The following is a 26,710-nucleotide window of genomic DNA, read 5'->3' as shown; positions in this document are numbered from 1 at the left end:
TCCCACAGCCTGTGTGCGCGTGACGTTCTCAGCCCGTCATACCCGTGACCTGCGCAGGGCAATCCCTTTGTAAGGGTGACGTGTGGTCAACCTGTGGATCCGGACCATGGATCCGAACCCCGGTGACGGGGCAGGGCCAGGGGCACGTACAGGGCCACGGGCAGGGTTATGAACATGGGTGGGGCCCGGCGGTTCAAACCGCCGGGCCCCACCCGCGTGCGTGTCCCTACGTGTCCTACAGCGCGCTGAAGCCCACCTTGCGGACCGTCGGCTCGCCCAGCTCGACGTACGCGAGACGGTCTGCCGGGACCAGGACCTTGCGGCCATGGTCGTCGACGAGGCTCAGAAGCGCCGACTTGCCGGCCAGCGCCTCGGATACGGCTCGCTCGACCTCCTCGGCGCTCTGACCGCTCTCCAGAACGATCTCGCGGGGCGCGTGCTGCACGCCGATCTTGACCTCCACGGCTATGTCCCTCCGACGGTCAGTGAAGTGCGCGGGCGTCCGCGCCGTACCCAGCACACATTAGCCCGGTGAGGGGACGTACATGTTCCGGCCGGGAACGCCAGGAGCGAACAGCCGACGGGAACAAACGGGCGGTCAGTGGTGCTCGGTGCCGTGCAGCGGGAAACCGGCGATGCCGCGCCAGGCGAGGGAGGCCAGCAACTGGACCGCCTGATCGCGCGGGACACTGCGGTCGCTGTGCAGCCAGGACCGTGCCACCACCTGGGAGAGGCCGCCCAGGCCGGACGCCAGCAGCATCGACTCCGAGGGCGAGAGGCCGGTGTCCTCGGCGATGACCTCGGAGATCGCCTCCGCGCACTCGTTCGTCACCTTGTCGACGCGCTCGCGCACGGCGGGCTCGTTCGTCAGGTCGGACTCGAAGACCAGGCGGAAGGCCCCGCCGTCGTCCTCCACGTAGGCGAAGTACGCGTCCATCGTCGCCCGGACGCGCTGCTTGTTGTCGGAGGTCGAGGCCAGCGCCGTGCGGACCGACTCGATCAGTGCCTCGCAGTGCTGGTCCAGCAGCGCGAGGTAGAGGTCGAGCTTGCCCGGGAAGTGCTGGTAGAGCACCGGCTTGCTGACGCCGGCCCGCTCGGCGATGTCGTCCATCGCGGCGGAGTGGTAGCCCTGCGCCACGAACACTTCCTGGGCGGCGCCCAGCAGCTGGTTCCGTCGGGCGCGACGCGGCAACCGCGTGCCCCGAGGGCGTGCCGCCTCAGTTTGCTCGATGGCTGTCACGCCGCCTCCCAATTTCGTCCACATGCGGGTGTGCGCCGCGCCGCCATCGTACTTTTCGGTAACCCCGGTGTGCGCGGTGCGAGCACAGAAATTCCTCGACCGAGCGACTGTATGTTCCGGGCTATCCGCTCAAATGGCAACAAATCCTGCGCTTGGTACGGAGAACGACGGCGGCTATCGGTAGTCGTCCTCGTCCAGTTTCACGACGCGGGCCTGTTCCGCGAGGTCGGCCTCGTTCGCGCGGTCGGTGTTCTCGCCGGTCAGTGGAGCGTCGTGCTGCGGGGTGACGTCCGTGCGCTGTTCGGCGGCGTCGGCCTCGGGGGCTTCGACGTCGAACTCGGTGGCGTTGTCCTCGCCCTCGTAGTCCTCGGGGTGCCTGGTTTCCTCGAAGATCTCGGGGTCGGTGGGGTCGACGTCCATGGTGGGCTCCCTTCCCGGGTTGCGGTTCCACTGCGGGTGCCCTGTTACGAGCGTAGGAGACACGGGATCGGGGCGCCAGGTGATGAGGGCGCCAGGTGATGGGGGTGCGTGACATCCGAGCCCATGAGATCGGGATCGTCGGCCTGTGATGCCGAACACACGAACCACTGCGTGATCGTCTCGTAACATTGCCGCATGTCTTCGACCGAGCCGCCGTACATGCCGGCCACCAATGTGCTTCCGAAGGTGGCGCCCGTCAGGGTCGCGGAGGGCGAGCGGCTGCGCTCGGTCGGTCTGCCGGGGATCACGCTGACCGTGCGGTCGCGTCCCCCCGCGCGCGAGGGACTGCCGCCCGCGCTGTACGTCCATGGCCTGGGCGGTTCCTCGCAGAACTGGTCGGCGCTCATGCAGCTGCACGACGATCTCGTCGACAGCGAGGCTCTCGACCTGCCGGGCTTCGGCGACTCCCCGCCGCCGGACGACGGCGACTACTCGGTCACCGGGCACGCGCGTGCCGTCATCCGGTACCTCGACGCCTCCGGGCGCGGTCCCGTCCACCTGTTCGGCAACTCGCTGGGCGGCGCGGTCTCGACGCGCGTCGCGGCGGTGCGGCCAGACCTCGTCAGGACGCTCACGCTCGTCTCTCCCGCGCTGCCGGAGATCCGCGTGCAGCGCAACGCGGTGCCGACCGGACTGCTCGCCCTGCCCGGCATGGCCCGCCTGTTCACCCGGTTGACCGCGGAGTGGAGCGCCGAACAGCGCGTCCGCGGGGTCACGGCGCTCTGTTACGGGGATCCTGGGCAGGTGACGCCCGAGGGATTCCGCAACGCGGTCGAGGAGATGGAGAGACGGCTGCAACTGCCGTACTTCTGGGATGCGATGGCGCGTTCCGCGCGCGGGATCGTGAACGCCTACACGCTCGGCGGGCAGCACGGGCTGTGGCGCCAGGCCGAGCGGGTGCTCGCGCCGACGCTCCTCGTCTACGGGGGCCGTGACCAGCTCGTCTCCTACCGAATGGCCCAGCGTGCGGCGCGCACCTTCCGCGACTCGCGGCTGCTCTCGCTGCCCGACGCCGGGCACGTGGCGATGATGGAGTACCCGGAGACGGTGGCGTCGGCGTTCCGCGAACTGCTTCAGGACACACACGAGTTGACAGCGGATGCCGGTAGTGTGGCAGCGAGGACGGTCGGCAATCGGGCCGACGCCGCGAACGCGGGGAGCTGAGACGCCAGGTGGGACGTCACAGCCGTCGCGGTCGAACCGGCGGCAGCGCGAGTACGGGCGACGCGGCGAACATCCCCGTCACCCCGCAGGGGAAGCGACCCCAGCCGGGCCAGGGTGCGCCCCGTTTCACCATTCCTGACGGCACGCCCGCCCATGGGTTCCCGCGTCTCCCGGAGGGCACCCCCGCGCACGGCTTTCCCCGTGTCCGGGGAGGCGGGCATCCCGAGCAGCGCGAAGCCGGCGGTGGCTGGGGCGAGTTCGGCGGGCGGCCCGGAACCGGGCCCGCCATACCGCGTCAGCGTCCCGCACCACCGATCGCCCCCGGACCCCGGCAGGCGTACGTCGACGCCTTCGACCGAGCCGGCCTGCCCGGCACCGCCGTCGACGACCCCGACCGTTTCGCGCCCCGCCCCCGTGCGCCGCACCCGGCCGGCGCGTACGCCCCGGCCGCCCAGGTGGCGGCCAAGGGCAAGGGCGGCATGGGGCGGGCGTTCACCGGGATCGCGGCTGCCGCCGTCACCACCGTGCTGGCTGTCGTCGTGGCCGGACAGGTCACCAACGGCCAGGACGACGACGGCGGTGTGCGGACACAGACCGCGATCGGCTCGGGCCAGGACGTCCAGGGCTCCGGTGACTCCGCGGCGCGCGACGACGGCCTCCCCGCCGCGTCCGACGCGCCGGCCGCGGTCACGACACTGACGTACGACCAGAAGATGGCCAGGACGTACGCGCTCGGAGCCGCCCTCACGGGTTCGGGGAAGTTCGACGCGATCCGCGGGTTCGCCAAGGCGCCGGGAACCGGGCGGAAGTACAGGTACCGGGTGGATGTCGAGCAGGGGCTCGGGCTCGACGGGGAGTTGTTCGCGCAGGCCGTGCAGAAGACGCTCAACGACAAACGGAGCTGGGCCCACAACGGCGGCCGTACGTTCGAGCGGATCTCCTCCGGCAAGCCCGACTTCGTGATCACCCTGGCGAGCCCCGGCACCACCGCCTTCTGGTGCGCCAAGTCGGGTCTCGACACCACCGAGGACAACGTGTCCTGTGACTCGGCCGCCACCGACCGCGTGATGATCAACGCCTATCGATGGGCGCAGGGGTCCGAGACCTACGGCGACAAGATCTACGCGTACCGGCAGATGCTGATCAACCACGAGGTCGGTCATCGCCTCGGCTACGGGCATGTGACCTGCGACAAGGACGGCGACCTCGCCCCGGTCATGCAGCAGCAGACCAAGTTCCTCGACCATGACGGGATCCACTGCCGGGCCAACCCCTGGCCGTATCCGGGGAGTTGACACGCGGCTCAGGGGCCACGTTGACATGGGTGGAAAGTTCGTTCATATTTTTGCGCATGTGGTCTAGTCATGTTGCCGAGCGCGTCGCCATCGAGCTGGCGCTGATCGGCGTGACCGCTCTCTGTGTAGCCGACATTCTCTGTCGCTGACACCCGCCCTCGGGCGCGCGTGTCGCGACGTTCACCTTTGCCGTCACCGACTGGCCTCAGCCGTCGGCGGTGGTTCTCGACGACCTGACGCGACCTGACGCCCGGGCGGACGTGTGTGTACTCCCGTCTCATTCCCCGTCATTCCGTCTCATCATTCGAGAGGTCGTCTTCGTGATGCGCCAACCGTCCGTCAGAGCGCGCCGCGTGGCAGCGGTGTCCGTCAGCCTGGTTCTGGCCGCGGGCGCCGCCGCGTGCGGTCCGAAGGACAACGATGCCAAGGGCGCGGGGAGCGGCGGCTCCGAGCCGCACAAGGGCGGCACGCTCACCGTCCTGAACTCCAACCCGCAGGACGACTTCGACCCCGCCCGGCTGTACACCTCCGGCGGCGGCAACGTCCCCTCGCTCGTCTTCCGCACGCTCACCACGCGCAACCGCGAGAGCGGGGCGGCGGGCGCCAAGGTCGTGCCCGACCTGGCCACCGACACCGGGCGCCCGAGCGAGAACGCGACCGTGTGGACGTACACCCTCAAGAAAGGGCTCAAGTACGAGGACGGTACGGCGATCACCAGCGCCGACATCAAGTACGGCATCGAGCGCTCCTTCGCCCCCGAACTCTCCGGCGGCGCGCCCTACCTGAGGGACTGGCTGATCGGCGCCGCCGACTACCAGGGGCCCTACAAGGACAAGGGCAAGGGCCTCGACGCGATCGGGACACCGGATGCCCGCACGATCGTCTTCCACCTGAACAAGCCCGAGGGGGAGTTCCCCTACCTGGCCACGCAGACGCAGTTCACGCCGGTCCCGAAGGCCAAGGACACCGGCACGAAGTACGAGGAGCACCCGATCTCGTCGGGCCCCTACAAGGTCGTCAGCAACGAGGGCGACGGCGAGCGGATCGTCCTGGAGCGCAACACCTACTGGTCCGCCGCCACGGACGCGGAGCGCAAGGCCTACCCGGACAAGATCGACGTACGGTCCGGGCTCGACTCCTCGGTGATCAACCAGCGGCTGTCGGCGTCCCAAGGGGCGGACGCGGTGTCCGTCACCACGGACACCAACCTCGGCCCGGCCGAACTCGCCCAGGTCACCGGCGACAAGCAGTTGGCCGCGCGGGTCGGCACGGGGCACTTCGGCTACACCGACTACATAGCGTTCAACCCGAAGATCAAGCCGTTCGACAACATCAAGGTGCGGCAGGCGATCTCGTACGCCATCGACCGTACGAGCGTCATCAACGCGGCCGGCGGCTCGTCGCTCGCCGAGCCCGCCACCACCTACCTGCCGAACCAGAAGTCCTTCGGGTACACGCCGTACGACCACTTCCCGGCGGGCGCGTCCGGGAACCCGGCCAAGGCCAAGGAGGTGCTGAAGGAGGCCGGTTACCCGAACGGGCTGACCGTCACCCTGACCCACTCCAACGCCAAGGACTTCGAGACCAGCCCGGAGATCGCGACCGCCGTCCAGGACGCGCTCAAGAAGGCCGGCATCACGGTGAAGCTGGACGGGCTGGAGGAGAACGACTACTCCGACACCATCCACGACGTGAACAAGGAGCCCGGCTTCTTCCTCGCCCACTGGGGTGCCGACTGGCCCTCCGGCGGTCCGTTCCTCGCCCCGATCTTCGACGGCCGGCAGATCGTCAAGGACGGCGCGAACTTCAACTCCGGCTTCCTCAACGACAAGTCGGTCAATGCCGAGATTGACGCGATCAACAAGTTGACCGATCTTGACGCCGCCGCCAAGAGGTGGGGCGCACTGGACAGCAGGATCGGCGAGCAGGCGCTGACCGTGCCGCTGTTCCACCCCGTCTACAAGCGTCTGTACGGCAAGGACGTCAAGAACATCGTGATCAGCGACTGGACGGGTGTCCTGGACATCTCCCAGGTCGCGGTGAAGTGACGACACCGTGAGTGAGGTCCTTCTCTCCTCCCGGGCCGCCGGGACGGGTACGGCACCCGTCCCGGCGGCCTCGGGGGCCCGGCAGTTCTGGCGGCGGCTGCGTGCGCAGCGCGCCGCCCTCGTCGCGGCGGCCGTCGTCGTGCTGCTCGTCCTGGTCGCGCTCGCCGCACCGCTGCTCACCGCGCTCGCGGGCCAGGACCCGACCACCTACCACCCGGCCCTCGTCGACTCCGCGCGCGGAGGCGTCCCGATCGGCTCCTTCGGCGGGATCAGCGGTGAGCACTGGCTCGGCGTCGAACCGCAGACGGGCCGCGACCTGTTCGCCCGGCTCGTCTACGGCGCCCGGGTCTCGCTGGGCGTCGCGCTCGCGGCGACCCTCGTCCAGGTGTTGATCGGCGTCGTGGTCGGCGTTGCGTCCGCCCTCGGCAGTCAATGGGTTGATCAACTGTTGAGCCGTCTCACCGATGTCATCATCGCCCTGCCGCTCATGATCATGTCGTTGGCCCTGTTGGCGATCGTGCCCGGCAGCTTCCCGCGGCCCGTTCTCGTCGCCCTGGTCATCGGACTGATCGCCTGGGGCGGGATCGCGAAGATCGTGCGCGCCCGGACGCTCACCCTCAAACAGCTCGACCACGTGGCCGCGGCCCGGCTCAGCGGCTGGGGTTCCTGGCGGATCGCCCGCCGCGAACTGCTGCCCGGCCTCGCCGCGCCCGTCATCACGTATGCCGCGCTCCTCGTCCCGTCGAACATCACGGTCGAGGCCGCCCTGTCGTTCCTCGGCGTCGGTGTGAAGCCGCCGACGCCGTCCTGGGGGCAGATGATCACCGCCGCCGACGTCTGGTACCAGGCGGCACCGCAGTACCTGCTGCTGCCCGCGGGCGCCCTCTTCGTGACCGTCCTCGCCCTCACCGTCCTCGGCGACGGCATCCGCAGCGCCCTCGACCCGCGCGCGGCCTCGCGCCTGCGCATCGGGACGGGCCGCAGGCGCGAGACCAAGGCGGCCAAGGGCGCCAACGCCACCAAGGCCGCGGCTGTCACGGCGGAGGAGCAGACCGAGGTCACGACGGGGAAGAAGGGGGCAGACGCATGAACATCTCCGGTCTCGGCGGGTTCGCGGCCCGCCGGGTCGTCGGCGCGATCGTCACCCTCTTCGCCATCTCGGTGATCATCTACGTCGTCTTCTACGTCGCCCCCGGCGACGTCGCACAGATCACCTGCGGTCCGCGCTGTTCCCCCGCCCAGGTGCACCAGGTCACCGAGCAACTGCGTCTCGACGACCCCCTCTACCTGCGCTACTGGCACTTCCTCCAGGGCGTCTTCGTCGGCCGGGACTACTCGACCGGCACATCCGTCGAGCACTGCTCGGCGCCCTGCCTCGGCCTGTCGTACCAGAGCGACCAGCAGGTCACCGAGCTGATCCTGGCGAAACTGCCGGTCACCGGCTCGCTCGCGCTCGGCGCGATGGTGCTGTGGCTGCTCATCGGCGTCGGCACCGGAGTGCTCTCCGCCTGGCGGCGCGGCCGGCCCACCGAGCGCGTCCTGACCTGGCTCACGCTGGCCGGCACGGCCACGCCCGTCTTCGTCATCGGCCTGATCCTCATGATCGTCGTCTGCGGCCAGCTGGAGCTGCTGCCGTTCCCGCAGTACGTGCCCTTCGCCGACGATCCCGAGCAGTGGGCCTGGAGCCTGCTGCTGCCCTGGCTGTCGCTGGCCCTCATCGAGTCCGCCAAGTACGCCCGCCTGACCAGGGCGTCGATGCTGGAGACGCTCGCCGAGGACCACGTACGCACCTTCCGCGCGTACGGCGTGGGGGAGCGGTCCGTCATCGGGCGGCACGCGCTGCGCGGTGCGGTGGCGCCCCTGATCGCCCTGAGCGCCACGGACTTCGGATCGATGTTCGGCGGCGCGGTGCTCACCGAGACGCTCTTCGGCCTGCCCGGCCTCGGACAGGAACTCGTCGAGGCGGTCAAGGTCGTCGACCTGCCGGTGGTCGTCGGCATGGTCCTGGTCACCGGTTTCTTCGTGGTCATCGCCAACGCCGTCGCGGATGTGCTGTACGCGGTGGCCGACCGACGGGTGGTGCTCGTATGAGCTCGGACAAGGCCTCGGTCGAGGTCCCGGTGGAGAGCACGGAGGGCGGGCCTCTCCTGGAGGTCGACGGACTGACGGTCGCCTTCGGCCCGCTGCGGGCCGTGGACGGGCTGTCGTTCCGGCTCGCGAAGGGCGCCGCGCTGGGCCTGGTCGGCGAGTCCGGGTCCGGCAAGTCCACGGTCGCGTCCGCCCTGCTCGGGCTGCACCGCGGTACGGGAGCGGAGGTCGGCGGCACGATCCGGGTCGCCGGAACCGACGTACGGCAGGCGTCCGAGGCCGAGCTGCGGCGGCTGCGCGGGGCGAAGGCGGCGATGGTCTTCCAGGACCCGCTGTCCTCCCTCGACCCGTACTACGCGGTGGGCGACCAGATCGCCGAGGTGTACCGGGTGCACACGAGGGTGTCCCGGCGGGCCGCACGCGCGCGTGCCGTCGACGTACTGGACAGGGTCGGGATTCCGGACGCCGTACGACGGTCCCGGTCCCGGCCGCACGAGTTCAGCGGCGGGATGCGCCAGCGCGCGCTGATCGCCATGGCGCTCGCCTGCGAACCCGGCCTGCTGATCGCCGACGAACCGACGACCGCGCTGGACGTGACCGTCCAGGCCCAGATCCTCGACCTGCTGCACACGCTGCGCGAGGAGACCGGCATGGGCCTGCTCCTGGTCACGCACGACGTGGGCGTCGCGGCGGAGAGCGTCGACGACGTGCTGGTGATGCGGCACGGGCGCGCCGTCGAGTACGGCCCGGTCGCCGCCGTACTGGGGGCGCCCGCCCAGGCGTACACGCGTGAACTGCTCGCCGCGGTACCGCGCGTGGACGCGCGGCGCGTCCGCGCGGACGCCTCCGGCTCAGGCTCAGGCTCAGACGCCGGCTCCGGTTCCGGTTCCGGCTCCGAAGAGGTCGTGCTGGAGGCCGTCGGTCTGCGGCGCGAGTTCGGGCGCGGGAAGCGGGCGTTCGCGGCCGTGGACGACGTGTCGCTGACCGTGCGCCGGGGCGAGACCCTGGGGATCGTCGGCGAGAGCGGCAGCGGCAAGACGACGCTCGGGCGGATGCTGGTCGGGCTGCTGGAGCCGACGGCGGGCGAGGTGCGCTACGAGGGGCGCGTGCGGTCCGGGGCCGGCCCGGCGGTGCAGATGGTCTTCCAGGACCCGGTCGCCTCCCTCAACCCCCGCCGCAGCGTGGGCGAGTCGATCGCCGACCCGCTGCGGGCGCGGGGCGAGAGGGACGAGGGGCGTGTCCGGGGGCGCGTGGGAGAGCTGCTGGAGCGCGTGGGACTCGACCCGGCGCACTTCGGCCGCTACCCGCACGAGTTCAGCGGGGGCCAGCGCCAACGCGTCGGCATCGCGCGGGCGCTGGCCGCCGAGCCGCGCGTCATCGTCTGCGACGAGCCGGTATCGGCGCTCGACGTCACGACCCAGGCCCAGGTGGTCGCCCTGCTCGGCGAGTTGCAGCGCGAACTCGGCCTCGCGCTGGTGTTCGTCGCCCACGACCTCGCCGTCGTGCGCCAGGTCAGTGACCGCGTCGCGGTGATGAAAGGGGGTCGTATCGTCGAATCGGGCCCCGCCGACCAGGTGTACGACAATCCGAGCGCTCCGTACACCCGGCAGCTGCTGGCCGCCGTACCCGCTCTCGACCCGGAGACCGCGACCCGGCGACGCACCGCCCGACAGGAGTTGACCCGGGCGTGACCGCACAGACGTTCGTAACGATGCGTGCGCGAATGATCTCTTAGCGCGACCGAACGCGAGCCGCACGGGAAAGTTACGACCGTTCACCCCTTTTGGTGGTGCGACGGACAACCGTCCGTCGCACCACCGTCATGTCCGCATACGTTCGTCCCGCTGCGAGCCGCCGGGTCAACGGCGGCTCCCCATACGGGAGATCGGGGGTGTGCTCGTGCGCATCGGACTGCTGACGGAAGGTGGCTATCCGTATGTGAGCGGTGACGCCAGACTCTGGTGCGACCGGCTCGTGCGCGGGCTCGGTGGACACGAGTTCGACATCTACGCGCTCAGCCGCAGTGAGCGGCAGGAGGACGAGGGGTGGATCGAACTTCCGCCGCAGGTCAGCCGGGTCCGGACCGCTCCACTGTGGACGGCCGAGGACGACGGGGTGGTCCACGGGCGCCGTGCGCGCCGGCGATTCGCCGAGGCCTACGGAGAGCTGGCCGCGGCCCTGTGCGGCGGCCCCGACACGGGGACCACGTCGGACGGCGCGGACCCGGCCACCGCTGAGGCGGACCGTTTCGGCAGCGCGCTGTACGGGCTCGCCGAACTCGCCCGGGACGAGGGCGGCCTGGTGGGAGCACTCCGCTCCGAAGCCGCCGTACGCGCTCTGGAGCACGCCTGTCGTGCGCCCGGCGCGCAGGGAGCGGCGCGCGAGGCGCGCGTCCCGGATCTGCTCGCCGTAGCCGCGCACCTGGAACGCGCCCTGCGCCCCCTCTCGCTCGACTGGTACGAGGACGACGGGCTCGGCTCGGTCGACCTGTGCCATGCCGCGGCCGGCGGCCCGGCCGCGCTCCCCGGACTCCTCGCCCACCACTTCTCCGGGGTACCCCTGCTGGTCACCGAGTACGGAGTGCCGCTGCGGGCGCACTACCTGGCCTCGGGTGCCGACGACAGCGCCCCGGCCGTACGGTCCCTGCTCGCGGCCTTCCACGGCAGGCTGGCCTCGGAGGTCTACCGGCGCGCCGCGCTCGTCACCCCCGGCAACACGCACACCCGCCGCTGGCAGGAGAGATGCGGGGCCGACCGGGAGAAGCTGCGGACCGTGTACCCGGGTATGGACGCGTCCCACTTCGCGGAAGTGGGCGAGTCGCCGGAGAGCGCGGACCCCGACACGCTGATCTGGGTCGGCCGTATCGAGCCCGCCAAGGACCTGGTCTCCCTCCTGCACGCCTTCGCGGAGATCCGCAAGGAGGAGCCGAAGACCCGCCTGCGGATCATCGGCGCCGCCACGGGAGCCGAGAGCGAGGCGTACCTCGGCCACTGCCGGGCGCTCGCCGCGCAGCTCTTCCCCGACGAGGCCGAGGGCATTCACGCGGTCGGCGACAACCCCGTGTCCTTCGAGGAGATCGGCGGCCCGGAGGCGCCGACGCTCGCGGAGGCGTACGCGGCCGGCGCGGTCGTCGTCCTGTCGAGCGTGGTCGAGGGCTTCCCGATCAGCCTGGTCGAGGCGATGTTCTGCGGCCGGGCGACCGTGTCGACGGACGTGGGCGCGGTGGTCGAGATCATCGGCGGTACGGGGCTCGTGGTGCCCCCGCGCAATCCGCGGGCGCTCGCGGAGGCGTGCGTGGCGCTGCTGCGCGACCCGGCGCGCCGTGAACGCCTGGGCGCCGCCGCCCGCGCCCGTGCCCTCGAACTGTTCACCGTCGAGCAGAACGTCGAGGCATTTCACGGCATTTACCTGGAGGTCGTCTCGCGCTGCCCCGTCCGCAGAGTGGTTCTCGACGCCACCGGCGAACCGCTCCCGTTCGCCGCCCCCGCAGAAGCCCACGTGCCCGGCCACTGGACGCACGCCGACATACGCGTGGTGGCCCGGGGCGGGCCCAGCTGGGCGACAGGACGCGCTTCCGCACCGGTACAGGCGACCCCCGTACCCGCCGGGGAGGGCGCGCGATGAGCGAGCTGGGAGAACTGGACCGCCCGGGGACACCGAACAACCCCGGAGCCTGGGACGAGCACTCGGAGGAGTGGCTCATGGGCGCCGCGGAGACGAACGTACGAGCCGCGGACACAGACGCAGACACGGACACGGACACAGACGCAGACACGGGCACGGGCACGGGCACGACGACGCGGACACAGTCACAGACCACCGCGCCCTCCTCCACCCGTACCGCGCGCCGAGGGACCGGGGACCCCGTGAAGGCGCTCATGCACAGACACCGTGAGCTGTGCGAGCGGGCCGTGGACCCCCTGGAGATCGCCGCCGGCCTGGAGGCCCACGGCGTGACCGACCGCACTGCCGCCCGCTTCCGCCACCGGGACGTGTTCTCCCTGGCCGAGGAGATGTACGCCCGGGTCTCCCGGGAAGCGGAAACGGCACCGCGACCCACCCCGGCACCCGCCCCCGGCGTACGGGCCGACTGGGTCCTGCTCTCCCTGCTCCCGGGCGCCCTGTGCGCGGCGACGGTGACGGGCCTGAACCTCACCGAGGGCCGGGTCCGGCTTGCCGTGGCGACGCTGGGTGCCCTGGCCGTGGCGCTGGCCGTGCGCGCGGCACTGGGCCGGGGGCCACTGGGCCCCAGGTCCCACCCGGCGCCCCCCGGCACCTACCCGAGCCACACCCCGGGCTCCACGCGCGCGTGGACCTACTGGCTCCTCGCGTACGCGCTCCTCGGTGACGACCTGCTCACCGCCGCGCTGACAGGCGGCCCCGACGGATTCCCGGCCGCCGTCCGGGACCTGTCCACCGCCCCTGTCATGGCCCTCACCCTGGCCTGTGCCCCGGCGGCCTGGTGCGCCCACCTCTTCGCGGCGGGAGCCCGTCGCAAGCTGGCCGCCAGTCGTGGCCTGGCGGACTTCACGGCAGCTGTGAAACCCCTCCTCCTGGGCGCGTTCGCCCTATTCCTCTGCACGTCGGCGGCGCTCGCGGCGATCTCCGCGAAGGTCCTGCACGAACCGGCGGCCTACACCACGACGGTCACCCTGGGGGCCCTGCTCCTCCTGGCCCGTCTCCTCACCGCACACGGCTTCACCCACGCCCCGGCGGTGGTCCTCGGCGCGGCCACCGCGACGGAGGCGACGGCCCTGGCCACCGCCTTCGCGTCCCACCTCCCCGGCTGCGCCTTCCTGGCCATCCCGGTGGACACGGTCGTGGCCGCCTGGAGCACGGCAGCCGTCCCCGCCGTGGCCTGCGGGGTCGCCGCCCTGATCCTCCTGCTCCACGCCACTCGCACGCTGACCAGGGCGTCGGCGCACGCGATGCCGGGTGAGCCCGGATGACCCTCCCGGAGCACGACCACGACCACGGCGGACAACCGATTCCGCGATACCCGGCCCTCCATCACGAACGAACCCGCAACCCCCGAAGGAGTACACCGATGATCACCTCCCGACCCGGAGCCGGAGAGTCCGCCGAGGGAGCCGTCCGATGAGGGTTCTGCTGATCGGAGCCAACGGCTATCTCGGCCGCTTCGTCGCCGACCGGCTGCTCGCCGACCCGGCCGTGCAGCTCACCGTCCTCGGCCGCGGCGACGACGCCGACGTCCGATTCGACCTCGCGTCCGGCAGCCCCGGCGCACTCACCCGCTTCCTCGACGCCGTCCACCCCGGAGTCGTCGTCAACTGTGCGGGCGCCACCCGCGGCGGGGCCCGCGAACTCACCCGCCACAACACCGTCGCCGTCGCCACCGTCTGCGAGGCCCTCAGGCGCAGCGGCTGCGGCGCCCGTCTGGTCCAGCTCGGCTGCGGCGCCGAGTACGGCCCCAGCCAGCCCGGTTCCTCCACGGCTGAGGACGCTGTACCCCGCCCCGGCGGCCCGTACGGCGTCAGCAAGCTCGCCGCCACCGAACTGGTCCTCGGCTCCGGCCTCGACGCCGTCGTCCTGCGCGTCTTCTCGCCGGCCGGGCCCGGCACACCCGCCGGCTCCCCGCTCGGCCGTCTCGCCGAGGCTATGCGCCGCGCGATGCAGTCCGGCGACGGCGAGCTCAAGCTCGGCGGCCTGGGCGCGCAGCGCGACTTCATCGACGTACGCGACGTGGCTCGGGCCGTGCACGCGGCCTCGCTCTCGGCCGCGCAGGGTGTCATCAACATCGGCTCCGGCCGCGCGGTGCGCCTGCGCGACGCCGCCTCCGTCCTCGCCCGCGTGGCCGGGTACGGCGGCGCGCTGCACGAACTCGACGGCCCGCCCGGTCCGCTGAGGGCGTCCATCGGCCACCCCCGCACCGACCCGGACCACGCCGCCCCGGTCGCGTACCCGTACCCGGACGGCTGCGGCAGCTGGCAGCAGGCCGACGTACGCACCGCACGCGACCGGCTCGGCTGGCGGCCCAGGATCAACCTGGAGGAGTCGCTGGCGGACATCTGGATGGAGGCGGCATGCCGCATCTGACCAGTGCCAGGGCGGGCACCGCGAGCACCGGCGTACGCACAGGCTTCGGTATCCCGGGCTTCGCGCACCCGCTCGTCGCCCCGGCCGAGTGGGCTGAACTGACCCGCCCGGGCACGCCCCTGCACTGGGTCGTCCTCAATGTCGCCGACGGCCCGGGCAGCCGCCCCGATCCGCACTGCCTGGAGGCCGTCGGCCGCCTGCGCAACGCGGGTGTCCGCGTCCTCGGCCACCTCGACACGGCCCACGGGGCCCGCGCACACGGTGAGTTGGCCGCCGAGGCACAGCGGTACCGCGACTGGTACAAGGCCGACGGCTTCCTCCTGGACCGATGCCCGACCGACCGCACCGCGCTCCCGGAGATCCGCCGCACGGTCGGCACGATCCGCGCGGCGGACGGTGACGCGCACATCGTCCTGGGCCACGGCACCCATCCGCATCCCGACTATGCCGAGCACGCCGACCAACTCGTCACGTTCTCCGGGCACTGGAGCGACTACCGCTGGTCGCAGGTGGCCGAGTGGACCGCCGACCATCCGCCCGAGCGCTTCTGCCACTTCGTGCACGGACTGCCGCTCGGCCATCTCGAAGAGGCGCTGCGCGTCGCCCGCTGGCAGGGCGCCGCCACGATCTACTTCACCGACCGCACGGCACGCGGTGGCCGCGCGGACCCCTGGGAGACCATGCCCGGCTACTGGGACGACATTGTCTCGCGCCTCGGAACGGGTGTCTCGGAATGAAGAAGGGCGTGGCAGTGTTACGGGGAGAACAACTGTAGTGATTGACCGACCAACGGAGTCCCCGTGTCGCTGCCACCCCTGGTCGAGCCCGCTGGCGAGCTCACCGTAGACGAGGTCCGCAGGTACTCCCGCCACCTGATCATCCCCGATGTGGGGATGGACGGGCAGAAGCGGCTGAAGAACGCCAAGGTGCTCTGTGTGGGCGCCGGCGGCCTGGGCTCGCCGGCGCTGATGTACCTGGCCGCGGCGGGCGTGGGCACGCTCGGCATCGTGGAGTTCGACGAGGTCGACGAGTCGAACCTGCAGCGCCAGATCATCCACAGCCAGGCGGACATCGGCCGCTCCAAGGCCCAGTCCGCCCGTGACTCGGTGCTGGGCATCAACCCGTACGTCAACGTGGTCCTTCACGAAGAGCGGCTCGAAGCCGAGAACGTGATGGAGATCTTCGGTCAGTACGACCTGATCGTCGACGGCACGGACAACTTCGCGACCCGCTACCTGGTCAACGACGCGTGCGTGCTGCTGAACAAGCCGTACGTGTGGGGTTCGATCTACCGCTTCGACGGCCAGGCCTCCGTCTTCTGGTCCGAGCACGGCCCCTGCTACCGCTGCCTCTACCCGGAGCCCCCGCCGCCCGGCATGGTTCCCTCCTGCGCCGAGGGCGGCGTCCTGGGCGTGCTGTGCGCGTCCATCGGATCCATTCAGGTCAACGAGGCCATCAAGCTCCTCGCGGGCATCGGCGAGCCCCTCGTCGGCCGTCTGATGATCTACGACGCTCTGGAGATGCAGTACCGCCAGGTCAAGGTCCGCAAGGACCCGGACTGCGCGGTCTGCGGCGAGAACCCGACCGTCACCGAGCTCATCGACTACGAGGCCTTCTGCGGCGTCGTGTCCGAGGAGGCCCAGCAGGCGGCGGCCGGCTCGACGATCACTCCCAAGCAGCTCAAGGAGTGGATCGACGACGGCGAGAACATCGAGATCATCGACGTCCGCGAGATCAACGAGTACGAGATCGTCTCGATCCCCGGCGCCAAGCTGATCCCGAAGAACGAGTTCCTCATGGGCACCGCCCTGGCGACACTCCCGCAGGACAAGAAGATCGTCCTGCACTGCAAGACGGGTGTCCGCAGTGCGGAGGTTCTCGCGGTCCTGAAGTCCGCCGGTTTCGCGGACGCGGTCCACGTCGGCGGCGGTGTGATCGGCTGGGTCAACCAGATCGAGCCGCACAAGCCGGTCTACTGACCCGCGGTCCATCACACCGGTTGTCCCGTTACTCCGGTTCGGCCCGTTCCCTCTGCTCGGTCGGCGGGGGTCTCGCGCACCACAGGTGCCCGGGGCCACCGCCGCCGTCATGAACAGACCTTGCCGTCCGGCGGCACCGTCCCGTCCAGCAGATACGCGTCCACCGTGGAGTCGACACACTCGCTCCCACTGCCGTACGCCCCGTGCCCCTCGCCCTTCCACGTCAGCACCACGCCCACGCCCTTGCCCAGCTCGTCCGCCATCTTGCGCGTGCCCTCGTACGGCGTCGCCGGGTCCCTGGTGTTGCCGACCACCAGGACGGGTGCCGCGCCGGGCGCGCCGACCTCCGGTGTGTCGTACTGGCCGGCCACCGGCCAGTCGTGGCACCAGCCGGCCGTGTCCCAGCCCATGAACTCCCCGAACACGGGCGAGATCCTGCGGAATTCGGGCAGCAGCTTCCTGGTCTGCGCCGCGGTCGGCCGCTGCTTGTCGTCCAAGCACGATATGACCCGTTGGGCATGTGTCGTCGTGCCGTAGTGACCTGACGCGTCGCGGTCGTTGTAGCTGTCCGAGAGCGCCAGCAGGTCCGATCCGTCGCCCTCCTCGGCCGTGTCCAGGGCGCTGGTGAGTGCCGGCCAGCTCTGCTTGCTGTACAGCGGCAGGACGAGGCCGGTGACGGCCAGGCCCTGGGTGAGCTTCCGCCCGGAGGAGGTGGGCAGCGGCTCGGCGTCGATCCGCTTCAGCAGCGCAGAGATCTTCCGCGAGCCCTGGTCCGGGTCCTGGCCCGTCGACTTCAGGTAGTCGTCGAGGGCGCGCTGAAAGCCCCGGGCCTGGTTCTTCGCGTGTCCCACCATGTCGGCGCTCGGGTCGACGACGGCGTCGAGGACCAGCCGCCCCACGTTCTTCGGGAACAGGTGGGCGTAGACGCCGCCGAGTTCGGTGCCGTAGGAGATGCCGAAGTAGTGCGTCTTCGTGTCGCCGAGGACCTGGCGCATCAGGTCCATGTCGCGGGCGGAGTCGGTCGTCGAGACATGGGCGAGGAGCTTTCCGGCGGACTTCTCACAGCCCTTCCCGAAGCTCGCCGCGTCCTGGAAGTACGCCTGCTCCTCGGCCGGGTCGTCCGGCGTCGGGTCCACCGACTCGGCGGCCTGGATCTCCTTGTCGCCGCGGCAGCGCACGCCCTCGCTGGCCCCGACCCCGCGCGGGTCCCAGCTCACCAGGTCGTAGCGTTCGCGGAGCGCGGAGACCGTCCCGGCGTAGGAGGGCATCACGGAGATGCCCGACTGGCCCGGTCCGCCGAAGTTGAACAGGAGGGACCCGATGCGGTTGCCTCCGGTGGCCTTGGCGCGGATGAGCGCCAGGCCGATGGTCTCGCCACCCGGCTTCGCGTAGTCCAGCGGCACCTTGAGCGTCGCGCACTGCCAGTCGCTGCCGGGTGTGGGGGAGTCGGACGTGCCCTCGCAGCGGCCCCAGTCGAGCTTCTGCGAGGTCAGCGAGGCGGGCAGCCCCGGCGAGGCCCGGGACGAGGAGGCCGGCGGCGAGGGCGTGGCGGCGGACCCCTTGCCGTCACCGCTGTCGGACGTGCTGTCGCTGCAGCCGGCCACCAGCAGCACGGCGGCGGCAGCGGCCGTCCAGCGTACGAAACGAGACATGCGCACTTCCCCCCTGCGAGCCGTCCGCCCGGACCAGCGGATGGCGGTCCGGCCATATTAGGCGGATCACGCCGAGGCCGTATCAGCCTGTGGATAACGTTCTGACCTGGTCTTTCAGGAGCATACGGTGCCCTTCGCCGGTACCTTCCCGGTCAGCAGGTAGCCGTTCACCGCCGTGCGCACGCAACGGTTCCCGCTGTCGTACGCGCCGTGCCCCTGCCCCTTGTACGTCAGCTCGACGCCCACACCCTCACCCAGCGCACCCACCATTTTCCGCGCGCCCTCGTACGGCGTGGCCGGGTCGCCGGTGTTGCCGATGACGAGGATCGGCGCCGAACCGGTCGCGCTGACGTCGGGGTGCCCGGCGGCGCCCCGCACGGCCCAGTCGGTGCAGCTGACCATCGACCAGACCAGGAAGTCGCCGAACAGGGGAGAGGCGGCGCGGAACCCGGGCAGCCTCGCCTCGACGTCCGCGACGGTGTAACGCTGCTTCTGGTCGGAGCAGTTGATGGCGATGTTCGCCGCGGTGATGTTGCTGTACTCGCCGTTCTGGTTGCGCCCGTTCATCGAGTCGGACAGCAGCATCAGGACCTTGCCGTCACCGTCGTACGCCCGTTCGAGTCCCTCGGTGAGGTACGGCCAGAAGTCCTGGGAATACAGCGCCTGCGCGATGCCGTTGGCCGCCGCGCTCTGGGTCAGTTCGCGCGGGAAGAGGCCCGGGATCGGCTTCGCGTCGAGGTCCTTGAGGAGCTTGGCGATCCGGTCCTCGACATCTTGTGCGGTGTCGCCCACCGGGCAGTCCTCGGTCTTGGAGGTGCAGTCCTCGGCGAAGTTGCCGAGCGCGAGCTGGAAGCCCTTGGCCTGCCCGAGGGAGCCCTGTTCAGGTGTCTGGGTGGGGTCGACGACCGCGTCGAAGACGGCACGGCCCACCCTCTTGGGGAACAGGTGGGCGTAGACGCCGCCGAGTTCGGTGCCGTACGAGATGCCGAAGTAGTACAGCTTGTCGTCGCCGAGGACCTGGCGCATCAGATCCAGGTCCCGGGCCGCGTCGGTGGTACGGACATGCGGGAGCACCCTCTTGGAGTTCTTCTCGCAGGCCGCGTTGAACTTCCTGGTGTTGTCCAGCAGTTCGGATCGTTCGGCGGCATTGTCGGGCGTCGCGTCCTGCTGGAAGTACGCGTCGAGCTGTTCGTCGTCCTCGCACCGCACACCGGCGCTGCGGCCGACCCCGCGCGGGTCGAAACTCACCAGGTCGTAGCGCGTGCGCAGGCTCGTGTAGTCCGTGCCGAACGCGGGAAGCGTGGTGACTCCGGAGCCGCCGGGCCCGCCGAAGTTGAAGATCAGGGATCCGATGCGCTTGTCCGCGTCGCCGTCGGCCTTCGCCCGGATCAGCGCGAGTCCGATGGTCTCGCCCTTCGGTTCGGCCCAGTCCAGCGGGGCCTTCATGGTGGCGCACTGCCAGGCGCCGCCGCCCGGCAGCGGGGACGGGGCCTCGCCGCCGCCCTCCGATCCGGACGGCGCCGGGCAGTCCTTCCAGCTCAGCTTCTGGGCCGACGGATCCTCGTCCGTGGGGCCGGAATCGTCGCTGCACCCCGCCATGAGCGACGTCAGCAGGAGTGCGGTGGCCGTCAGAGCAGCGGCACGCGGCCGGAAGGGGTTGGGCATGCCCCCATCCTGCGGTCGCACCCGGTGGGGCGCTCGGGGCGCGAGCCGTACGAGGTACCGCGCACGCCCCGGGGAGCACCGGCGCGAGGCCGCACTCTCAGAGGGAGCCCTTCCGGGTCAGGTGGTTGAAGAACAGCCAGCCCGGCAGCACCGGGATCCAGAGGGTGAGCAGCCGGTAGAGCAGCACGGCGGGGGCCGCGACCTCCTTGGGGAGACCGACGGCGATCAGACCGACCGTCAGGGTCGCCTCGACCGCGCCCACACCACCGGGGGTCGGAGCCGCGGAGCCGAGCGCGTTGCCGGCGAGGAAGACGACGGCGACGCTGGCGAGGCTGAGCGAGGTCGACTCGTCGCCGAACGCCCGGATCGACGCGTCCAGGCACATCACGAAGCACGCGGTCAGCAGCAGCATGCCGCCGATACCGGTGACCAGCTTCTGGGGCCGCTGGAGAACGTCCAGCATGCGCGGTACGACACCGGCGAACAGCGACCTCACGCGCGTGACGACGAACTTCCGCAGGAACGGCACCGAGGTCACCACGAGGACGAGCACCGCGACGGTCAGCAGGCCCGCGATGACCGTCCGGGACGGTGACAGCGACGGCGTCTTCTCGGTGCCCGTCAGATAGCCGAACGACAGCAGCATCAGGATGTGGCAGCCGAGCCCGAACAGCTGCGACGCGCCGACACTGGCCACCGCGAGCCCCGGACGTACTCCCGCGCGTTGCAGGAAACGTGTGTTGAGGGCCACACCGCCGACCGCCGCCGGCGCCACGATCTTCACGAACGACCCGGCGACCTGCGCGGCCACGGTCCGCATGAACGGCACCCGTTCGGGGACGAAACCGAGCAGACTCATCGCCGCGGCGAAGTAACTCAGCGCCGAGAACAGCACGGCCGCGATGACCCAGCCCCACTCGGCTTCGTCGAACAGGGTGGCGAACTCGATGTGGGTGAGCTGGGAGAGCAGGAAGTACGCGCCGAACGCGCCCGCGATGAAACTGATCAGGGTGCGCGGTCTCACCCGTTCCAGCCGGGCCGGTTCGACCGGTGCCTGCGGTCTGATCAGCAGCACCTGGTGGCGGATCTGGGCGAGCAGATCCTCCTCGCGGGCACCCTCCAGAGCCTCGTCGATGGCCCGCTTCTCGGCCCGCTGTTCCGCCCGCACGGCCTTCTTGCCGGACTTCTCCAGCGCGACTGGCCCGGGGTCGGGATGGGCCGCCTCAAGCCGGGCCTGTTTGGCCAGCTGGGACGCCTCCAGGACCGCCTCGCGCTGACGCTGGGCGCGCTCGCGGGCGAGTCTGCGCAGCGTCCCGCGTGTGGAGCGCGACAGCGCGATGGGCTGGAGCATCGGCAGACAGTCCGCCACGGCGTCCGGGCCGAGCACTCCGACCGCGGACGTCACCGCGCGTTCGGCACCCACGCGCAGACCCAGTGTCGACACCAGCTGGGCGATGTCCATGCGCAGCAGCAGGTCGCCGGCCGCGATCTCGCCGACCCGGAGGTCGGTGAGGATCACCTTGCCGGAACGATCCACCAGAATGGCGTCGGCGACGAGCCTGCGATGCGCGATGCGCCGCGACTGAAGCGCCTTCACCTGGTGCCAGGTGTTGCGCAGCAGCTCGTCGGTGATCTCCTCGTCCTCCAGCGAGTCGAGCGTGCGACCCCCGGTGTGCTCGTAGACGAGCATGACGGCGTCGGGGCCGAGCTCCGAGGTCGCGATGAGCTTGGGCGCGTTGGCTCCGGCGGCGATCGCCGCGTACGCGAGGAGAGCCTCCTGTTCCAGTGCCTGGCGCAGCGACTGGAGGCTGCTGCGGGTGGCCAGACCGCGCAGTGTGATGTTGCGCCACATGCGGTAGAAGAAACCCTGCGCCTGCTGCTCGCGGTCGACCACGGTGACGTCCAGCGGGGGACCGTCCTCCAGGGTGACGAAGTAGCGCCGGCCGCGGTCACCGCTGTCCGTGGCCTCCGGCACCTCCTCACGGGCCGCGCTCACCGGGTGGAAGCCGACGTGCCGCAGGCCCGCCATCAGGTTGCGCCCGGTGGGACGCACGTTCGGCGAGCCGACCGCGTACAGGGTTCCGTACGCCACCGACCAGCCGATCAGCACTGTCAGGATGATCGAGAACGGTGTCGTGTAGCCGGTGACCAGCATCGAGAAGGCGTCGAGCATCAGCACCACCCACAGCACGGCGCGCCAGCGGGGCCGCCGGGACATGCCGACGGCCGTCATGTACGCGATGACCGGGGCGAGATAGCCGTGCACCGGGTCGGTGAGCGCGTGGATGTCGCCGGGGGAGGGCTGGGTCAGCGCCTCCTGGATGGAGTCCGGGGCGGCCTTGGCGACCCACAGGTCGGTGGCGAGGGTCACCCCGTGCGCGAGGACGGCCGCGAGCACACCGTCGGCGATGCGCAGCCCGTCCCGCTTGATCAGCCGTTCGATCGCGAAGGCGACCGGCACCAGGAGGATCGCGATGCTCGACGCCAGTCCCGCGATCTTGATCAGCAGATCGGGTGCCTGGCCGGTGCCCTTGTTGATGTCCTGTTCGAGCCCGGACGTGGTGCCGTGCGCGAACGCGGCGATGGCGAGCAGGACGACGATCGCGAAGACGCCGGCCAGGAGCCGCATGAGATCGGAGGGGCGGTGCACGCGCGCGGGGAGCAGCGGTTCGTCGCCCTCGACCTCCTCGACGTGGGCGTCTTCGTCGGCGCAGTCGACGGCCGGTCCGCCCGGTGTCCGCTCGTGCTCGTGGCCGGTGCCGTCCGCACCGGGACGCGACGAGACCTCAGAGGTGTCCTCCGTGCCTTCGGGGTGCACGCCCTGCTGCTTCATGGTCTCTTCTTGGTCTCGTATCACCGGTCACCGCCCGCACGATGGTGGCATGCCCCACTGACACACAGGGGCATCAGGGTGCAATGCGGGGGCGCACAGTCTGCCGCAAGCGCCGCTCCGGGGCGAGGAATACCCAGGGTCGCCGTCTCGTCACATTGTCGGTGGGGTGGGGCAGGATGGGCCGGATGAGCAACGAGAGCCGTCCGGCGGACGCCCTGCCGGAATACGCCGAGCGTGCCCTGGAGGCCGCGGAAATGATCCCGCCCGGGCGTGTCATGACGTACGGCGATGTCGCCGAGTGGCTGGAGGAGGGCGGACCGCGCCAGGTCGGGCGGGTGATGGCCCTCTACGGAGGTGCTGTTCCGTGGTGGCGTGTCGTCCGGGCGGACGGCGTCCTGCTCCCCGGCCACGAACTGGAGGCCCTCGGCCACTACCGCGCGGAGGGCACGCCCCTGAAAGAGGCGAGCAGGGCCGCCGAGGGGCATCTGCCGCGCCTCGACATGAGACGGGCGCGGTGGGACGGCGAGCGGGCGGATGGTCACACCTGACAGCTTCCGCCATCGGGCGGGCATCAGGGGGCCCTGTGGCCCGTACGGGGTAAACCGGGCACGTCCGTGCCATGGCGTACGTTCGTGGGGCGAGGGGCCCGGGTGACGCTCGGGGCGGAAGGGAACAAGCGGAAGGCCTGCTTCCGAACCACCCGTCGGCGTACCGTCTGCTGCACCCACCCCCCTCACTTCCCGGCCACCGTCCTCCACGCGGTCAGCCAACCAGCACACCCACCAGGACCGGCGAACCACGTGAGCTCCTCTTCCTCCACCAGGCGCCTGTCGCACCCCCAGGGTCGACAGGGGAACCGTGGCGCTTACCGGCTGGTGCGCACCCCGCCCACGCGGCAGGATCCCCCTCATCTGGACGCCGCACAGCGCGCGGTGGTTGACCACACACGGGGCCCACTGCTCGTCCTCGCAGGTCCGGGTACCGGGAAAACCACCACCCTCGTCGAATCCGTGGCGGCCCGGATCGCCCGCGGCGGGGACCCCGAGCGGATCCTCGTGCTGACGTTCAGCCGCAAGGCGGCCGTCGAACTGCGCGACCGCATGGCACTGCGCATCGGAGCCGCCCGCGCTCCCCGCGCGACCACCTTTCACTCCTTCTGCTACGCCCTGGTCCGCGCCCACCAGGACAGCGACCTGTTCGTGGAACCCCTGCGGCTGCTCTCCGGCCCCGAACAGGACGTGGCCGTACGCGAGCTGCTCGCCGGCCAGCCAGACCTGGAGCGCCTCGGCCTCGCCCATGTGCGCTGGCCGGACGAACTGCGCGCCTGCCTCACCACCCGCGGCTTCGCCGACGAGGTCCGCGCGGTCCTCGCCCGCAGCCGCGAACTGGGCCTCGGCCCGGACGCCCTGGACGCCTTCGCCCGGCGCATCGGCCGCCCCGACTGGCGCGCCGCCGCCGCCTTCCTCGCCGAGTACCTCGACGTGCTCGACATGCAAGGAGTGCTCGACTACGCGGAACTCGTGCACCGCGCCGTCCTCCTCGCGAGCCGCCCCGACACCGCCGGGCAGCTCGCCGCCCGCTACGACGCCGTCTACGTGGACGAGTACCAGGACACCGACCCGGCCCAGGTACGGCTGCTGGACGCGCTCGCCGGGGGCGGACGGACACTCGTCGCCCTCGGCGACCCCGACCAGTCGATCTACGCGTTCCGTGGCGCGGACGTCAACGGCATCCTGGACTTCCCGGACGTCTTCCCGCGCGCGGACGGCCGCCCCGCCCCGGTCGAGGTCCTCAGGACGTCCCGACGCTCCGCCGCCGTCCCGCTGACCGCCACCCGCCTCCTCACCCAGCGCATGCCCCTGAGCCGCCTCCCGGCCGAGAAGGTCCGCGCCCACCGCGGAATCGCCCCGGTCCGCGACGGAGGCCGCGTCGAGGTCTGCACCTACCCGACGTCCGGTACGGAGCTGGAGAACATCGCCGACATCCTCCGTCGCGCACACCTGGAGGACGGTGTCCCCTGGAGCGAGATGGCCGTCCTGGTGCGTGCCGGCGGCCGTACGATCCCGACGGTCCGGCGCGCCCTCACGTCCGCCGGGGTCCCCCTGGACATCGACGGCGACGACCTGCCCCTGCGCCACGAACCGTCGGTGGCACCGCTCCTGACGGCGCTCCGGGCGGTGGCGACTGCGGCCGAGTCGGGCGCGGGGCAGGCGGAGACGGACGTCGAAGGGGCAGCTGCCGGCGAGAGCGAAGACCCCGAGGCCGCCCTGCCGGGAGCCACCGCCTGGCTCGGTACCGAAACAGCCCTGACCCTCCTCACCTCGCCCCTCGCCGGCATGGACGCCGCCGACCTGCGCCGCCTCGGCCGCGCCCTGCGCGAGGAGGAGCGGACCGCGGGCAACCCCGTACCACCGCCCTCGGACGAACTCCTGGCCCGCGCGCTGGCCGAACCGGAACGCCTGGTCGTCCACGACCCGGCGTACGCGCGCGGTGCACAGCGCCTCGGCGCGCTGCTCGGCAAGGCACGTGAGCGCCTCGCGGACGGCGGCACGGCGGAGGAAGCCCTCTGGGACCTGTGGAACGGCACACCCTGGCCAGGACGGCTTGCGCGGGCCGCCCGGCGCGGCGGCGCCGCCGGACGCAACGCCGACCGCGATCTCGACGCCGTGTGCGCGCTGTTCGCGACCGCCGCGCGCGCGGAGGAGCGCACCGGCGGCCGTGGCGCACTCAACTTCCTGGAGGAGATCGACGCCGAGGACATCGCCGCCGACACCCTCACCCGCCGTGCCGTACGCCCCGACGCCGTACGCCTGATGACCGCTCACCGCTCCAAGGGCCTCCAGTGGCGCCTCGTGGTCGTCGCCGGCGTCCAGGAGGGTCTGTGGCCCGACCTGCGCCGCCGCGGCTCCCTCCTGGAGGCCGACCGCATCGGCCGCGACGGCCTCGCCGAACCGCTCACACCGGGCGCACTGCTCGCCGAGGAACGGCGGCTGTTCTACGTGGCCGCCACGCGCGCGCGGGAACGCCTGGTCGTCACCGCGGTGAAGGCCCCCGCCGACGACGGTGACCAGCCGTCCCGCTTCGTCACCGAACTCGGCGTCGAACCCAAGGACGTGACGGGCCGCCCGCGCCGCCCCCTCTCCGTTGCCGCCCTCGTCGCCGAACTGCGCGCGACAACGGTCGACCCGCGTGTGTCCGCCTCCCTGAGAGAGGCCGCCGCCCGCCGCCTGGCCCGGCTCGCCGCGCTCACCGACGAGGAGAGCCGCCCACTCGTACCGTCGGCCCACCCCTACCGCTGGTGGGGGATGTACGAGCCGACCGAGAGCAAGGTCCCGCTGCGCGACCGCGACCAGCCCGTCGTGCTCTCCGGCAGCGCTCTCGACCAACTCGCCAACACCTGCGCCCTGCAGTGGTTCCTGGGCCGCGAGGTGAAGGCCGACGCCCCCGCGACCGCCGCCCAGGGCTTCGGCAACGTGGTGCACGTCCTCGCCGACGAGGTCGCCTCCGGACACACCCCCGCCGACCTCGCCGTCCTCATGGAACGCCTCGACTCCGTGTGGAACGCGCTCGCCTTCGACGCGCCCTGGAAGTCGACGCAGGAGAAGGAGCACGCGCGTGTGGCGCTCGAACGCTTCCTGACGTGGCATGTCGCCTCCGGCCGCACCGGCCGCACCCCCGTGGCCAGCGAGCACGACTTCGACGTGACCCTCGGAGCCGGCGACTACGAGGTCCGCATCCGCGGTTCCATGGACCGCGTCGAGACCGACGGCGAGGGCCGCGCCTACGTGGTCGACTTCAAGACCGGCAAACAGACGCCCACCGCAGCCGAGGTGGCCCGTCACCCTCAGCTCGCCGTCTACCAGCTCGCCGTCCGCGAAGGCGCCGTCGACGAAGCCTTCGACGGGGTGCGCCCCGAACCGGGCGGCGCCGAACTCGTCCAGTTGCGCCAGGGCGCCGCCAAGAAGGACGGCGGCGAGACACTGCCCAAGGTGCAGGCGCAGCCACCCCTTGAGGAAGGGACAGGGACAGGAGGGGAGGGGGAGTGGGTCGGCGATCTGCTGGCCACCGCCGCCGGCAAGGTGCTCGACGAACGGTTCACCCCGACCGCCGGCCAGCACTGCGCGCACTGCTCCTTCCGGGCCTCGTGCAGCGCCCGCCCGGAAGGCCGGCACGTCGTCGAGTGACACCCGCCGGACCTGTACGAGGGTG

General features: G+C 71.3%; 20 protein-coding genes. 14 read left to right on the top strand and 6 right to left on the bottom strand.

The annotated features are described in order from the left end of the window. Positions 1-235: 235 nt before the first annotated feature. The 3 genes from OG595_RS12695 to OG595_RS12685 form a co-directional block, all read right to left on the bottom strand. Positions 236-463: a DUF3107 domain-containing protein gene (locus OG595_RS12695; protein WP_164409182.1), complete on the bottom strand. Its 228-nt coding sequence runs from the start codon at positions 461-463 to the stop codon at positions 236-238. 135 nt (positions 464-598) lie between these two features. Continuing rightward, positions 599-1,240: a TetR/AcrR family transcriptional regulator gene (locus tag OG595_RS12690; protein ID WP_318322545.1), complete on the bottom strand. Its 642-nt coding sequence runs from the start codon at positions 1,238-1,240 to the stop codon at positions 599-601. Positions 1,241-1,414: 174 nt separating this feature from the next. Further along, on the bottom strand, positions 1,415-1,660 hold the full coding sequence (locus OG595_RS12685) for a hypothetical protein (RefSeq protein ID WP_329271228.1): 246 nt from the start codon (positions 1,658-1,660) through the stop codon (positions 1,415-1,417). A gap of 195 nt (positions 1,661-1,855) precedes the next feature. Here OG595_RS12685 and OG595_RS12680 point away from each other — a divergent pair, with 195 nt between their 5' ends. From OG595_RS12680 to moeZ, 12 genes are all read left to right on the top strand, one after another. Beyond that, entirely contained in the window at positions 1,856-2,884 is a 1,029-nt protein-coding gene (locus OG595_RS12680) for an alpha/beta fold hydrolase (protein WP_329271227.1), read from the top strand. Between the two features lie 8 nt (positions 2,885-2,892). Continuing rightward, positions 2,893-4,179 carry a DUF3152 domain-containing protein gene (locus OG595_RS12675; protein WP_329271225.1) on the top strand — a complete coding sequence of 429 codons (1,287 nt, stop codon included), beginning with the start codon at positions 2,893-2,895 and terminating at the stop codon, positions 4,177-4,179. Between the two features lie 56 nt (positions 4,180-4,235). Beyond that, positions 4,236-4,328, top strand: coding sequence for an Ms4533A family Cys-rich leader peptide (locus OG595_RS12670; protein WP_329282840.1), 93 nt, complete (start codon positions 4,236-4,238; stop codon positions 4,326-4,328). 174 nt (positions 4,329-4,502) lie between these two features. Next, positions 4,503-6,227, top strand: a complete 1,725-nt coding sequence (locus OG595_RS12665) for an ABC transporter substrate-binding protein (RefSeq protein WP_329282838.1) — start codon at positions 4,503-4,505, stop codon at positions 6,225-6,227. 7 nt (positions 6,228-6,234) lie between these two features. Further along, the gene (locus OG595_RS12660; protein WP_329271224.1) at positions 6,235-7,317 is read left to right on the top strand and encodes an ABC transporter permease; all 1,083 of its coding nucleotides are present in this window, start codon (positions 6,235-6,237) and stop codon (positions 7,315-7,317) included. 2 nt (positions 7,318-7,319) lie between these two features. Next, entirely contained in the window at positions 7,320-8,318 is a 999-nt protein-coding gene (locus OG595_RS12655; protein WP_329282836.1) for an ABC transporter permease, read from the top strand. Then, a complete protein-coding gene (locus OG595_RS12650; protein WP_329271223.1) occupies positions 8,315-10,006 on the top strand; it encodes an ABC transporter ATP-binding protein in 1,692 nt (563 codons plus the stop codon). The genes OG595_RS12655 and OG595_RS12650 overlap by 4 nt, the downstream gene beginning before the upstream one ends. Before the next feature lie 208 nt (positions 10,007-10,214). Continuing rightward, on the top strand, positions 10,215-11,939 hold the full coding sequence (locus OG595_RS12645) for a DUF3492 domain-containing protein (protein WP_329282835.1): 1,725 nt from the start codon (positions 10,215-10,217) through the stop codon (positions 11,937-11,939). Continuing rightward, positions 11,936-13,264: a hypothetical protein gene (locus OG595_RS12640; protein WP_329271222.1), complete on the top strand. Its 1,329-nt coding sequence runs from the start codon at positions 11,936-11,938 to the stop codon at positions 13,262-13,264. The genes OG595_RS12645 and OG595_RS12640 overlap by 4 nt, the downstream gene beginning before the upstream one ends. A gap of 148 nt (positions 13,265-13,412) precedes the next feature. Continuing rightward, a complete protein-coding gene (locus tag OG595_RS12635; protein ID WP_329271220.1) occupies positions 13,413-14,372 on the top strand; it encodes an NAD-dependent epimerase/dehydratase family protein in 960 nt (319 codons plus the stop codon). Then, on the top strand, positions 14,360-15,109 hold the full coding sequence (locus tag OG595_RS12630; RefSeq protein WP_329271217.1) for a spherulation-specific family 4 protein: 750 nt from the start codon (positions 14,360-14,362) through the stop codon (positions 15,107-15,109). Before OG595_RS12635 ends, OG595_RS12630 begins: the two co-directional genes overlap by 13 nt. A gap of 63 nt (positions 15,110-15,172) precedes the next feature. After that, positions 15,173-16,351 carry an adenylyltransferase/sulfurtransferase MoeZ gene (gene moeZ / locus OG595_RS12625; protein ID WP_329271215.1) on the top strand — a complete coding sequence of 393 codons (1,179 nt, stop codon included), beginning with the start codon at positions 15,173-15,175 and terminating at the stop codon, positions 16,349-16,351. Positions 16,352-16,458: 107 nt separating this feature from the next. On the opposite strand, the gene OG595_RS12620 is transcribed toward moeZ, so the two are convergent. The 3 genes from OG595_RS12620 to OG595_RS12610 form a co-directional block, all read right to left on the bottom strand. Beyond that, the gene (locus tag OG595_RS12620; protein WP_329271213.1) at positions 16,459-18,003 is read right to left on the bottom strand and encodes an alpha/beta hydrolase; all 1,545 of its coding nucleotides are present in this window, start codon (positions 18,001-18,003) and stop codon (positions 16,459-16,461) included. A gap of 114 nt (positions 18,004-18,117) precedes the next feature. After that, positions 18,118-19,668, bottom strand: coding sequence for an alpha/beta hydrolase (locus OG595_RS12615; protein ID WP_329271211.1), 1,551 nt, complete (start codon positions 19,666-19,668; stop codon positions 18,118-18,120). Between the two features lie 97 nt (positions 19,669-19,765). Further along, positions 19,766-22,501, bottom strand: a complete 2,736-nt coding sequence (locus OG595_RS12610) for a lysylphosphatidylglycerol synthase transmembrane domain-containing protein (RefSeq protein ID WP_329271208.1) — start codon at positions 22,499-22,501, stop codon at positions 19,766-19,768. Positions 22,502-22,677: 176 nt separating this feature from the next. On the opposite strand from OG595_RS12610, the gene OG595_RS12605 reads away from it, so the two are divergent. Further along, positions 22,678-23,049, top strand: a complete 372-nt coding sequence (locus OG595_RS12605; RefSeq protein WP_329271206.1) for an MGMT family protein — start codon at positions 22,678-22,680, stop codon at positions 23,047-23,049. Positions 23,050-23,301: 252 nt separating this feature from the next. Further along, complete coding sequence (locus tag OG595_RS12600; protein WP_329271204.1) at positions 23,302-26,685, top strand: ATP-dependent helicase; 3,384 nt, start codon at positions 23,302-23,304, stop codon at positions 26,683-26,685. Positions 26,686-26,710: the final 25 nt, after the last annotated feature.

This window comes from Streptomyces sp. NBC_01451, from assembly GCF_036227485.1.
In the GTDB taxonomy this organism is placed as follows: Bacteria; Actinomycetota; Actinomycetes; order Streptomycetales; family Streptomycetaceae; genus Streptomyces.
Note: the sequence above shows the minus strand (reverse complement) of the source record. Positions and strands in the feature narration are given on the sequence as shown.